This is a genomic window from Blautia faecicola, assembly GCF_004123145.1.
Lineage (GTDB): Bacteria > Bacillota > Clostridia > Lachnospirales > Lachnospiraceae > Oliverpabstia > Oliverpabstia faecicola.
Map to the genome: position 1 here is coordinate 1 of NZ_SDKC01000003.1, position 11,526 is coordinate 11,526.

An 11,526-nucleotide genomic window follows, 5' to 3' on the forward strand; every position below is an offset into this window, starting at 1 on the left:
CTGGGGCAGGAGAACTTCCGGGACAGCAGACAGAACCAGAGGGATGAAAAACAGGAACTGATCCGCTACTACGAGCAGATGAAACAGTCTATTCTGGAAAACAGCAATTATGTAGACGCATTAATGGAAACAGCGGAAGCGGCGTATACAGTAGATCTGACAAATGACTGCCTGGAAAATGCATTCTACCATATGAAACGGGAAAGCATAGTGATCGACCGGGAGATGCCATGCTCTTACGATGCCTACTGCAGAGAACGGAGTCAGAAGGTGACAGACGATACGCTGGAAAGCTACCGGATCATGGATTCCTCAGAAAAACTGCTGAAACGCTTCCGGGAAGGCGATAAGCAGATCACCGTAGAGTACCGGGAAGAAAAACAGGATGGCGGGATGATCTGGCTGCAGAAGACGATCCTGATGTCTCAGGAACTGCTGTATGACCGGGAGACCAGAAAAGAACGCAGTGCTGTACATGGAATTATCCTGTTTAAGAATACTTCGGAATTCCATAAAAAAGAAGAACAGGAAAAAGAACGGCTGCAAAAAGCGGTGCAGGAGGCCGACGCAGAAAGCAAAGCCAAGACAGACTTCATGAACCGCATAAGCCATGATATCCGTACACCGATCAACGGTATCATGGGGATGCTGGAGATCCTTCGGAAAAATAAACATAACCCGGAGAAGCTGGAAGAATGTATGGATAAGATGCAGGTATCTGCCGATCATCTGCTGGCGCTGGTCAACGACGTACTGGATATGAACAAACTGGAAACCAATCAGATCCGGGCGGAGAATGAACCATTTGACATGGAAGTGCTGATGCGGGAAGTGGCAGTACTGATGAATCCGCTTCTGGAAAAGAATCAGATCACACACCGGGCACACCGGAAAAATATACAGCATACAGCACTGAAAGGAAGCCCGTTGCAGCTGCGCCAGATCATGCTGAACCTGTTCAGCAATGCGGTCAAATACAACAAACCGCAGGGATCCGTGGATACCTGCGCGGAAGAATTATCCTGTGACGGAAAAACAGCCTGGTACGAATTCAGAATCACAGATACCGGTATCGGCATGAGCAGGGACTTTGTAAAGAATCAGCTGTTTGAGCCATTCACCCAGGAACAGTACGGAGCCAGAACACGCTATCAGGGAACCGGACTTGGAATGTCGATCGTCAAAGGGCTGGTGGAGAAGATGGGCGGAACCATTCAGGTGGAGAGTGTCCGTGGAGAGGGAACTACATTTACCTTCCGTCTGCCGTTCACCGTCAATGAGACAGCTGCTTCAGAAACAAACACAGTGGGAGAAGATATATCGGAGCTCCTCCGTGACCGCAGGATCCTGCTGGCAGAGGATAATGAGATCAATATGGAGATCGCACAGTTCTATCTGGAGGAAGCAGGGGCAAAAGTGGAAAAAGCATGGAACGGGCAGGAGGCAGTAGCTCTGTTTTCCCAGAAACCTGCCGGCAGCTTCGACGCGATCCTGATGGATGTGATGATGCCCGTGATGGACGGAATGGAAGCCACACAGCATATCCGCGATCTGAAACGGGAGGATGCGGCGTCGATTCCGATCATTGCGATGACTGCACAGACGACAGCAGACATCCGGGAAACCTGCCGGAAAGCAGGAATGGATGCCTATATCGCAAAACCGATCCGTGAGGAAGAACTGGCGAAGGTAATCAGAAAATCATGGAAAGTAAAAAAGTGTAATGCTTTGCGTTGACAAAGAAGAAATTACTGACTAAAATAAAATCAGCGAGAAGTCGCTTCCGGGAGATACCATACCGGAGGCGATTTACTTTTCTATGATAAAAAAGAAGAGTAGATGAGGGGAGGGAACCATATGGACAAACAGTTACCGGAACTCAAAGTGAATATGTTGGGAAGGTTCTCCATAACCTATGGAGATCAGCCAATCACGTTCAAAAGAAACTCGGCAACCAAGGCAGTAAAATTGCTGCAGATCCTGTTGCATTCCAGCCTGACAGAGAATCAGGGAAACGGTGGAATCTCCAGAGCACAGCTGCTGGATGATCTGTTTGGAAGAGAGGAACTGGCAAATGTGGGAAATAACCTGCGTGTCACCGTGTTCCGTCTGCGCAAGATGCTGATCGAGGCAGGGCTGCCGGAGTACGATTATATCGTAAAAGAAAAAGGTGTTTTTTACTGGCGCAGTCCGATGAAAACAGATCTGGATGTGGTTCGTTTCGTGGAACTGATCCGGGAAGGGGAACAGGCGGAAGAGAAAGCGAAGAAGATGGAACTGTGGGAGCAGGCGTGCCGGCTGTATAAGGGAGAACTTCTTCCGATGCAGTCCGGCGAAGACTGGGTGATTATGAATAGTGTCCATTACAAAGAAAAATATTCGAAAGCCCTCCGCAGTCTGTGTGAATATAAGAAAGAACAACAGGAATACGATACGATTCTGGAACTGACGGATACGGCGATGGAGATTTATCCGTTTGACGAGTGGCAGTCCGTAAAGATTGATGCACTGATGGGAATGAACCGTTATAAAGAAGCGTATCAGCTGTATGACGCTACATCCAGGATGTTCTTTGAAGAGTTGGGAATCACACCTTCGGAGCGTATGATGAACCAGTTCCAGGAGATGAGCGAACGGATGGGAAGAACGTACCATGCGGCAGGGGAGATCAAAGAAGATCTGAAAGAAACCGGAGTATGAGGATGGCGCTTTTTACTGCAGCCTTCCGAGTTTCCGTGACAATTACCGTCTGGTGCGCAGACTGATCGAACGAAACGGACAGTCCGCATTTTTAATGGTATGTTCGCTGACAGACGGCAACGGGCATCCGATGGAAAACCGGGAAAAACTGGATGTGATGTCCATGGAACTTCACCGGGCGGTAAAAGGAAGCCTTCGCCGCGGAGATTCCTTTTCCAAATACAGTCCCGTCACAGTTTCTGATTCTTCTGGTGGGAGTCAATCAGGAAAACTTTGATATGATTTTCCGCAGGATCGCCGGTCGTTTTACCGACAGACACGGATCCTGGAACCGATACCTGGAATACTATGTTTCTTCCATCGCAGAGGTGGAAAACCCTAATGCAAGATTAAGTTTTCAGAAAAATGAATTTCACTGGAAATAACTACCTAGGAACAGGAGTGTGAAACATGAGTCAATATTGGAATGGAGAAATACTGGCAGCGCCAAACCTCATTACCGTGTGCGTGGACGAGAGTAGGGCCAGCGAGATATCCGGTCGACTATATCACTGTTATTCCCGGGAACCACAGTCCTTTGAAAATATCGTACAGCTGATCCGATATATGGAAGAGTTTTATGACAACATCCGTTTTCCGGAGTCCTCCGTGGTTCTTCGTGAGTTCCGATCGGAAAAACAGAAAATCAGAGAAAAACAGGAAAAAGTATGGAGTACCGTCAGCTGATGGAGCAGAGCGGCACCTGTGCAACGTTTCATATCTATGTAAAATACCGCCAGAGCGCTACCTGGCAGGGAATTCTGGCATGGAAAGAAGGAAAGCGGGAGATGGAATTTCGCAGTGTGCTGGAACTGATCATAGAGATGGATGCGATACTGGGAAGAAAATAAAAGACAGAAGAGAACTATCGTTTGAGAAGGCGATAGTTCTTTTTTTTTACGCGGGCAACGAGTCAAAGTCCGTGATTGCACGAGATCTTGACGATTGCAGCGATAATCAAAATTGATCCACTGGATCAATTTTGATTGTCCCAAGGAGATAAATTTTCAGAAAAAGCAGTCATAAATCCAAAAAACATAATATATAGATAGAAGAAATGAGGAAAAATCCGCTATTTTCGATAATAGTTTGGATGAAACGTTACAAAAATAAGAAAAAATAAAAAAAGTAAAAGATAATAATGAGTGTAATGCTTTTCGTAACGGTGCATTTTATATAATACTACTATAGAGAACGGGATCATATAAGGAGGTGGAACAGCTGTGAGCGATTCTACGAAAAAGACGGAGACCTTTATCTTAAATATTTACAAACAGACAGAATGCCACCTGGCAGGGTTCGGTGACCTGGGTGGAAAAAAAAGAAAAGCAGCAGTTCCGCAGCGCTTTAGAATATTAAAACTGATAGAGAGTGCTTTGGATGAAGAGGAAGGAGGAAGCCATGAAAGTAAAGGAAAGAAAAGACTGCTGGCATTAGTGCTTTGCATGGTCGTTGCGTTGAGCAACAGCAGCTTCATATTCGCATCCGAGACCGGACAGACCGAATACCCACAGGAAGCGGAAGTACAGACTCAGGACGAAGCCGTTGCCAATGACATGGACGTGGCTGCCTACGCAGCAGATGAAGGCCAGGCAGTAGCCGAGGAGCAAACCGCACCGGTGGAGCAAGTCACCGCAGAACCGGTCGCAGAACCGGAAACAAACCGTCGCAGCTCCGGCAGAACAGCCGACAGCGGAAACACCTGCAGCAGAACAGCCGACAACAGAAGCACCTGCAGCAGAGACACCTGCAGCCCAAGAACCTGCAACTGTTTCAGAAGGGGACAACAACAACTTCTGAAAATACGAATGCAGCAGTTGGGGAAGCGCAGACTTCCGCAGGAAGAAGAAAACGGTGAAACCGTAACTTATAATCAGAAGATGGATCTGAAGCAGGACTTCACAGACGAGCTTGGAAATGTAATTGCAACAGTAAGTGCAGAAATTCCGGAGGGAGCTTTTCAGGTAGGAGAAAGTTCCCAGATCACAATGGAAGTCAACACACTGACAGATGCTGAAAAAGCTCAGCTGGAAAATCTGATGAAAGAAAAGATTCCGGCTGAAAAGAACTTGGTCAGTATGTAGCATACAACATCAGATTCAAAGTAGACGGTACAGAAACAGATTCTCTGCAGCCGATCAAGATCACCATGGCAGGTGACAAAACACAGATTGACGATGTAGAGAACGCAACAGTCTTCTATCAGGATCCGGCAGATCCGACAGTGACCGGAGATAAAGAAGAACTGAAGAGATTGTTCAGAGAGCAGCACTGGTAAAACAACTTCAGGAAGCTGGTCAGAGTATTGAAAATATTGATGAAGACTATGATCTGTCAGATATTGAATTGAATGAAGACGGAAACTGCTTCCAAGATTCAGATGGAAGGAAGACAATCTACAATCTATGGATGCTATGTAGAAAATACACCGGAACAGGAAGATCCTGGAGAGGATAGGGAGGATGATTCAAACAGTTCAGGATCCGTCAGAAGAGACTCCTGATCCAACAACTTACGCAGCAGATACGACAAATAACTCGGTGACCCTGACTGATGATAACGGGAAACTGACGGCATCCTATACAGCAGACAATACCGAAGAGTATGGTTATGTGTGGTACAGAAGCATTAATGGTGGTGCATTCGAAGCACAGGAACCGACTACATACACAAGCAGTGCTGGAAAAAGACTTGGTTCCGATATCAAAGCTGACGGAACAGAACTTTATATCGCATTGAATGGAGGAGCTCTAGAGCGTGTTTGAAAAACATTTTAAGTTGTTCATTTTAACCAAATTAATATTGAAACGATACATAAGAAGCCTAAGTAGGTGAATGCTAATTTATCATAACGTGTTGCGGGAGTATCCCAAAGTTTGTGTAAACCTCCAAACTGATGTAAGATAGAATTACTCAGTTTGGAGGTTTATTTTATGGCAAGAAAAAAGGATTCACCACAAAAAGCAGCACTTAGAGAACTCATGGGAAACTACCTGAAAGAAAACAATGTAAAAGTAAAAGATGGAACAGATGTTAATTCCATTATGCGGGATATGATGTCTATCATTTTGGAAGGTGCCCTTGATCAGGAACTGGATGAAGAACTGGGATATTCCAAGTATGATTATCGAAATAAAGAAACCGATAATTCCAGGAATGGATATTCCCAGAAAACGTTACATACCAGTTACGGAGATATGGAGATTGATATTCCAAGGGATCGAAAAGGTGACTTCGAACCACAGGTTGTAAAGAAGTATCAGAATTCGATTACGCAGGACATGGAAGAAAAGATCATTTCCATGTACGCAAAAGGAATGACTACTGCCGATATAGAAAGCCACATGCGTGAATTATACGATCTTGAGATCTCCGACAGTACTGTCAGCCGGATTACTGATAAGATCCTGCCAATAGTAAAAGAATGGCAGGAAAGGCCATTAGAAAGTGTGTATGCTGTTGTATTTATGGATGCGATCCATTTCCATGCCCGTAATGAGGGGCGGATTGTAAAACGTGCTGTTTACATTGCGATTGGGATCGATATGGAAGGACGTAAGGATGTCCTCGGGATGTATGTGGGTCAAAATGAAAGTGCCAAGTTCTGGCTCTCCATCCTGAATGGTCTGAAAAACCGGGGCGTAGAAGATATATTGATTGCGTGTGTGGATGGACTGACCGGTTTTCCACAGGCAATTGAAGCAGTATTTCCCCAGACCGAGATCCAGCAGTGCATCATCCATCAGATCAGGAACACCACGAAATTTGTTTCTTACAAAGAGATCAAACCACTTATGGCAGATCTGAAGCGTGTATATGCAGCTCCTACAGAAGAAGTTGCATTGGCAGAACTGGACAGCTTTGACGAAAAATGGAGCGGGAAATACCCTAAGATTGCAAAGTCATGGAAAGATAACTGGGCAAATCTTTCAACGTATTTTAAGTATCCGGAAGCTGTCAGACGTCTGATCTATACCACGAACACGATTGAAGGATTTAACCGCCAGCTCCGGAAAGTCACCAAATCCAAGACGGTATTTCCATCCGATGACAGTCTCTTGAAAATGCTGTATCTGGCCATGATAGATATCACCAAGAAATGGACGGGACACCGTCAGGATTGGGGACAGATCCATTCTCAGCTGGAAATTTTCTTCGAAGAAGATTGGAAAGGTTATAAGCAGAATGCATGCTAGGCAGGGCTGGCACAGCCAGTCCTGCTTGACATGCCTTAAAACTGCATTATAATACAAACAAGGACAGAACCTGTTTTTCAGGGTTCTGTCCTTGTTTGTATTATAATGCAGTTTTAAGGCATGTCAAGCAGGACTGGCTGTGCCAGCCCTGCCTAGCATGCATTCTGCTTATAACCTTTCCAATCTTTCTTCGAAGAAAATTTCCAGCTGAGAATGGATCTGTCCCCAATCCTGACGGTGTCCCGTCCATTTCTTGGTGATATCTATCATGGCCAGATACAGCATTTTCAAGAGACTGTCATCGGATGGAAATACCGTCTTGGATTTGGTGACTTTCCGGAGCTGGCGGTTTAAATCCTTCAATCGTGTTCGTGGTATAGATCAGACGTCTGACAGCTTCCGGATACTTAAAATACGTTGAAAGATTTGCCCAGTTATCTTTCCATGACTTTGCAATCTTAGGGTATTTCCCGCTCCATTTTTCGTCAAAGCTGTCCAGTTCTGCCAATGCAACTTCTTCTGTAGGAGCTGCATATACACGCTTCAGATCTGCCATAAGTGGTTTGATCTCTTTGTAAGAAACAAATTTCGTGGTGTTCCTGATCTGATGGATGATGCACTGCTGGATCTCGGTCTGGGGAAATACTGCTTCAATTGCCTGTGGAAAACCGGTCAGTCCATCCACACACGCAATCAATATATCTTCTACGCCCCGGTTTTTCAGACCATTCAGGATGGAGAGCCAGAACTTGGCACTTTCATTTTGACCCACATACATCCCGAGGACATCCTTACGTCCTTCCATATCGATCCCAATCGCAATGTAAACAGCACGTTTTACAATCCGCCCCTCATTACGGGCATGGAAATGGATCGCATCCATAAATACAACAGCATACACACTTTCTAATGGCCCTTTCCTGCCATTCTTTTACTAATTGGCAGGATCTTATCAGTAATCCGGCTGACAGTACTGTCGGAGATCTCAAGATCGTATAATTCACGCATGTGGCTTTCTATATCGGCAGTAGTCATTCCTTTTGCGTACATGGAAATGATCTTTTCTTCCATGTCCTGCGTAATCGAATTCTGATACTTCTTTACAACCTGTGGTTCGAAGTCACCTTTTCGATCCCTTGGAATATCAATCTCCATATCTCCGTAACTGGTATGTAACGTTTTCTGGGAATATCCATTCCTGGGAATTATCGGTTTTCTTTATTTCGATAATCATACTTGGAATATCCCAGTTCTTCATCCAGTTCCTGATCAAGGGCACCTTCCAAAATGATAGACATCATATCCCGCATAATGGAATTAACATCTGTTCCATCTTTTTACTTTTACATTGTTTTCTTTCAGGTAGTTTCCCATGAGTTCTCTAAGTGCTGCTTTTTGTGGTGAATCCTTTTTTCTTGCCATAAAATAAACCTCCAAACTGAGTAATTCTATCTTACATCAGTTTGGAGGTTTACACAAACTTTGGGATACTCCCGCAACACGTTATGATAAATTAGCATTCACCTACTTAGGCTTCTTATGTATCGTTTCAATATTAATTTGGTTAAAATGAACAACTTAAAATGTTTTTCAAACACGCTCTAGAGCTCCTCCATTCAATGCGATATAAGTTCTGTTCCGTCAGCTTTGATATCGGAACCAAGTCTTTTTCCAGCACTGCTTGTGTATGTAGTCGGTTCCTGTGCTTCGAATGCACCACCATTAATGCTTCTGTACCACACATAACCATACTCTTCGGTATTGTCTGCTGTATAGGATGCCGTCAGTTTCCCGTTATCATCAGTCAGGGTCACCGAGTTATTTGTCGTATCTGCTGCGTAAGTTGTTGGATCAGGAGTCTCTTCTGACGGATCCTGAACTGTTGAATCATCCTCCCTATCCTCTCCAGGATCTTCCTGTTCCGGTGTATTTTCTACATAGCATCCATAGATTGTAGATTGTCTTCCTTCCATCTGAATCTTGGAAGCAGTTCCGTCTTCATTCAATTCAATATCTGACAGATCATAGTCTTCATCAATATTTTCAATACTCTGACCAGCTTCCTGAAGTTGTTTTACCAGTGCTGCTCTCTGAACAATCTCTTCCAGTTCTTCTTTATCTCCGGTCACTGTCGGATCTGCCGGATCCTGATAGAAGACTGTTGCGTTCTCTACATCGTCAATCTGTGTTTTGTCACCTGCCATGGTGATCTTGATCGGCTGCAGAGAATCTGTTTCTGTACCGTCTACTTTGAATCTGATGTTGTATGCTACATACTGACCAAGTTCTTTTTCAGCCGGAATCTTTTCTTTCATCAGATTTTCCAGCTGAGCTTTTTCAGCATCTGTCAGTGTGTTGACTTCCATTGTGATCTGGGAACTTTTCTCCTACCTGAAAAGCTCCCTCCGGAATTTCTGCACTTACTGTTGCAATTACATTTCCAAGCTCGTCTGTGAAGTCCTGCTTCAGATCCATCTTCTGATTATAAGTTACGGTTTCACCGTTTTCTTCTTTCCTGCGGAGTCTGCGCTTCCCCAACTGCTGCATTCGTATTTTCAGAAGTTGTTGTTGTCCCTTCTGAAACAGTTGCAGGTTCTTGGGCTGCAGGTGTCTCTGCTGCAGGTGCTTCTGTTGTCGGCTGTTCTGCTGCAGGTGTTTCCGCTGTCGGCTGTTCTGCCGGAGCTGCGACGGTTGTTTCCGGTTCTGCGACCGGTTCTGCGGTGACTTGCTCCACCGGTGCGGTTTGCTCCTCGGCTACTGCCTGGCCTTCATCTGCTGCGTAGGCAGCCACGTCCATGTCATTGGCAACGGCTTCGTCCTGAGTCTGTACTTCCGCTTCCTGTGGGTATTCGGTCTGTCCGGTCTCGGATGCGAATATGAAGCTGCTGTTGCTCAACGCAACGACCATGCAAAGCACTAATGCCAGCAGTCTTTTCTTTCCTTTACTTTTCATGGCTTCCTCCTTCCTCTTCATCCAAAGCACTCTCTATCAGTTTTAATAATTCTAAAGCGCTGCGGAACTGCTGCTTTTCTTTTTTTTTCCACCCAGGTCACCGAACCCTGCCAGGTGGCATTCTGTCTGTTGTAAATATTTAAGATAAAGGTCTCCGTCTTTTTCGTAGAATCGCTCACAGCTGTTCCACCTCCTTATATGATCCCGTTCTCTATAGTAGTATTATATAAAATGCACCGTTACGAAAAGCATTACACTCATTATTATCTTTTACTTTTTTTTATTTTTTCTTATTTTTGTAACGTTTCATCCAAAACTATTATCGAAAATAGCGGATTTTTCCTCATTTCTTCTATCTATATATTATGTTTTTGGATTTATGACTGCTTTTTCTGAAAATTTATCTCCTTGGGACAATCAAAATTGATCCAGTGGATCAATTTTGATTATCGCTGCAATCGTCAAGATCTCGTGCAATCACGGACTTTGACTCGTTGCCCGCGTAAAAAAAAGAACTATCGCCTTCTCAAACGATAGTTTCTCTTCTGTCTTTTATTTTTCTTCCCAGTATCGCATCCATCTCTATGATCAGTTCCAGCACACTGCGAAATTCCATCTCCCGCTTTCCTTCTTTCCATGCCAGAATTCCCTGCCAGGTAGCGCTCTGGCGGTATTTTTACATAGATATGAAACGTTTGCACAGGTGCCGCTCTGCTCCATCAGCTGACGGTACTCCATACTTTTTTTCCTGTTTTTCTCTGATTTTCTGTTTTTCCGATCGGAACTCACGAAGAACCACGGAGGACTCCGGAAAACGGATGTTGTCATAAAACTCTTCCATATATCGGATCAGCTGTACGATATTTTCAAAGGGACTGTGGTTCCCGGGAATAACAGTGATATAGTCGACCGGATATCTCGCTGGCCCTACTCTCGTCCACGCACACGGTAATGAGGTTTGGCGCTGCCAGTATTTCTCCATTCCAATATTGACTCATGTTTCACACTCCTGTTCCTAGGTAGTTATTTCCAGTGAAATTCATTTTTCTGAAAACTTAATCTTGCATTAGGGTTTTCCACCTTCTGCGATGGAAGAAACATAGTATTCCAGGTATCGGTTCCAGGATCCGTGTCTGTCGGTAAAACGACCGGCGATCCTGCGGAAAATCATATCACAGTTTTCCTGATTGACTCCCACCAGAAGAATCAGAAACTGTGACGGACTGTATTTGGAAAAGGAATCTCCGCGGCGAAGGCTTCCTTTTACCGCCCGGTGAAGTTCCATGGACATCACATCCAGTTTTTCCCGGTTTTCCATCGGATGCCCGTTGCCGTCTGTCAGCGAACATACCATTAAAAATGCGGACTGTCCGTTTCGTTCGATCAGTCTGCGCCACCAGACGGTAATTGTCACGGAAACTCGGAAGGCTGCAGTAAAAAGCGCCATCCTCATACTCCGGTTCTTTCAGATCTTCTTTGATCTCCCTGCCGCATGGTACGTTCTTCCCATCCGTTCGCTCATCTCCTGGAAAACTGGTTCATCATCACGCTCCGAAGGTGTGATTCCCAACTCTTCAAAGAACATCCTGGATGTAGCGTCATACAGCTGATACGCTTCTTTATAAACGGTTCATTCCC

Annotated in this window: 16 protein-coding genes and 1 pseudogene; 11 read left to right on the forward strand and 6 right to left on the reverse strand. The window is 44.9% G+C overall.

Going from position 1 to position 11,526, the window contains the following annotated elements:
• From ETP43_RS16845 to ETP43_RS16875, 11 genes are all read left to right on the forward strand, one after another.
• Positions 1-1,737: hybrid sensor histidine kinase/response regulator (locus ETP43_RS16845; RefSeq protein ID WP_129259761.1), on the forward strand; the 1,737-nt coding region annotated here is incomplete at its 5' end.
• Between the two features lie 120 nt (positions 1,738-1,857).
• Complete coding sequence (locus ETP43_RS16850) at positions 1,858-2,700, forward strand: AfsR/SARP family transcriptional regulator (protein WP_164979811.1); 843 nt, start codon at positions 1,858-1,860, stop codon at positions 2,698-2,700.
• 52 nt (positions 2,701-2,752) lie between these two features.
• Positions 2,753-2,977, forward strand: a complete 225-nt coding sequence (locus tag ETP43_RS16855; protein WP_129259763.1) for a hypothetical protein — start codon at positions 2,753-2,755, stop codon at positions 2,975-2,977.
• A 1-nt stretch (position 2,978) separates the two neighbouring features.
• A complete protein-coding gene (locus tag ETP43_RS17245; protein ID WP_164979812.1) occupies positions 2,979-3,125 on the forward strand; it encodes a hypothetical protein in 147 nt (48 codons plus the stop codon).
• Between the two features lie 25 nt (positions 3,126-3,150).
• Positions 3,151-3,426 (forward strand): hypothetical protein, encoded by a 276-nt coding sequence (locus ETP43_RS16860; RefSeq protein WP_129259764.1) that lies wholly within the window; start codon positions 3,151-3,153, stop codon positions 3,424-3,426.
• A complete protein-coding gene (locus ETP43_RS16865; RefSeq protein ID WP_129259765.1) occupies positions 3,408-3,590 on the forward strand; it encodes a hypothetical protein in 183 nt (60 codons plus the stop codon). Before ETP43_RS16860 ends, ETP43_RS16865 begins: the two co-directional genes overlap by 19 nt.
• A gap of 372 nt (positions 3,591-3,962) precedes the next feature.
• The gene (locus tag ETP43_RS18865) at positions 3,963-4,823 is read left to right on the forward strand and encodes a hypothetical protein (RefSeq protein WP_164979809.1); all 861 of its coding nucleotides are present in this window, start codon (positions 3,963-3,965) and stop codon (positions 4,821-4,823) included.
• Positions 4,824-4,888: 65 nt separating this feature from the next.
• Entirely contained in the window at positions 4,889-5,017 is a 129-nt protein-coding gene (locus ETP43_RS17980; protein ID WP_279222230.1) for a hypothetical protein, read from the forward strand.
• Between the two features lie 72 nt (positions 5,018-5,089).
• Complete coding sequence (locus ETP43_RS17255) at positions 5,090-5,242, forward strand: hypothetical protein (protein ID WP_164979813.1); 153 nt, start codon at positions 5,090-5,092, stop codon at positions 5,240-5,242.
• Entirely contained in the window at positions 5,202-5,504 is a 303-nt protein-coding gene (locus ETP43_RS16870) for a hypothetical protein (protein ID WP_129259766.1), read from the forward strand. The genes ETP43_RS17255 and ETP43_RS16870 overlap by 41 nt, the downstream gene beginning before the upstream one ends.
• Positions 5,505-5,672: 168 nt before the next feature.
• Complete coding sequence (locus tag ETP43_RS16875; protein ID WP_129259767.1) at positions 5,673-6,935, forward strand: IS256 family transposase; 1,263 nt, start codon at positions 5,673-5,675, stop codon at positions 6,933-6,935.
• Between the two features lie 168 nt (positions 6,936-7,103).
• Here ETP43_RS16875 and ETP43_RS16880 read toward each other — a convergent pair.
• The 6 genes and pseudogenes from ETP43_RS16880 to ETP43_RS16905 all read right to left on the reverse strand — a co-directional run bounded on the left by ETP43_RS16880 (position 7,104) and on the right by ETP43_RS16905 (position 11,335).
• Positions 7,104-8,309 (reverse strand): annotated as a pseudogene (locus tag ETP43_RS16880) (IS256 family transposase).
• 242 nt (positions 8,310-8,551) lie between these two features.
• Entirely contained in the window at positions 8,552-9,301 is a 750-nt protein-coding gene (locus ETP43_RS16885; protein WP_129259768.1) for a hypothetical protein, read from the reverse strand.
• Positions 9,273-9,410, reverse strand: a complete 138-nt coding sequence (locus ETP43_RS17260; RefSeq protein WP_164979815.1) for a hypothetical protein — start codon at positions 9,408-9,410, stop codon at positions 9,273-9,275. Before ETP43_RS17260 ends, ETP43_RS16885 begins: the two co-directional genes overlap by 29 nt.
• A 22-nt stretch (positions 9,411-9,432) precedes the next feature.
• Positions 9,433-9,888 (reverse strand): hypothetical protein, encoded by a 456-nt coding sequence (locus tag ETP43_RS16890; protein WP_129259769.1) that lies wholly within the window; start codon positions 9,886-9,888, stop codon positions 9,433-9,435.
• A gap of 17 nt (positions 9,889-9,905) precedes the next feature.
• Positions 9,906-10,067 carry a hypothetical protein gene (locus tag ETP43_RS16895; protein WP_330546586.1) on the reverse strand — a complete coding sequence of 54 codons (162 nt, stop codon included), beginning with the start codon at positions 10,065-10,067 and terminating at the stop codon, positions 9,906-9,908.
• A gap of 887 nt (positions 10,068-10,954) precedes the next feature.
• Positions 10,955-11,335, reverse strand: coding sequence for a hypothetical protein (locus tag ETP43_RS16905; RefSeq protein ID WP_129259771.1), 381 nt, complete (start codon positions 11,333-11,335; stop codon positions 10,955-10,957).
• Positions 11,336-11,526 lie beyond the last annotated feature (191 nt).

What these genes read in the sequence shown, in the direction of transcription:
- ETP43_RS16850 (WP_164979811.1), top strand. Translation starts at nt 1,858, where the DNA reads ATGGACAAACAGTTACCGGAACTCAAAGTGAATATGTTGGGAAGGTTC.
- ETP43_RS17245 (WP_164979812.1), top strand. Translation starts at nt 2,979, where the DNA reads ATGATTTTCCGCAGGATCGCCGGTCGTTTTACCGACAGACACGGATCC.
- ETP43_RS16860 (WP_129259764.1), top strand. Translation starts at nt 3,151, where the DNA reads ATGAGTCAATATTGGAATGGAGAAATACTGGCAGCGCCAAACCTCATT.
- ETP43_RS16865 (WP_129259765.1), top strand. Translation starts at nt 3,408, where the DNA reads ATGGAGTACCGTCAGCTGATGGAGCAGAGCGGCACCTGTGCAACGTTT.
- ETP43_RS17980 (WP_279222230.1), top strand. Translation starts at nt 4,889, where the DNA reads ATGGCAGGTGACAAAACACAGATTGACGATGTAGAGAACGCAACAGTC.
- ETP43_RS17255 (WP_164979813.1), top strand. Translation starts at nt 5,090, where the DNA reads ATGAAGACGGAAACTGCTTCCAAGATTCAGATGGAAGGAAGACAATCT.
- ETP43_RS16870 (WP_129259766.1), top strand. Translation starts at nt 5,202, where the DNA reads ATGATTCAAACAGTTCAGGATCCGTCAGAAGAGACTCCTGATCCAACA.
- ETP43_RS16875 (WP_129259767.1), top strand. Translation starts at nt 5,673, where the DNA reads ATGGCAAGAAAAAAGGATTCACCACAAAAAGCAGCACTTAGAGAACTC.
- ETP43_RS16885 (WP_129259768.1), bottom strand. Translation starts at nt 9,301, where the DNA reads ATGGAAGTCAACACACTGACAGATGCTGAAAAAGCTCAGCTGGAAAAT.
- ETP43_RS17260 (WP_164979815.1), bottom strand. Translation starts at nt 9,410, where the DNA reads ATGGATCTGAAGCAGGACTTCACAGACGAGCTTGGAAATGTAATTGCA.
- ETP43_RS16890 (WP_129259769.1), bottom strand. Translation starts at nt 9,888, where the DNA reads ATGAAAAGTAAAGGAAAGAAAAGACTGCTGGCATTAGTGCTTTGCATG.
- ETP43_RS16905 (WP_129259771.1), bottom strand. Translation starts at nt 11,335, where the DNA reads ATGGCGCTTTTTACTGCAGCCTTCCGAGTTTCCGTGACAATTACCGTC.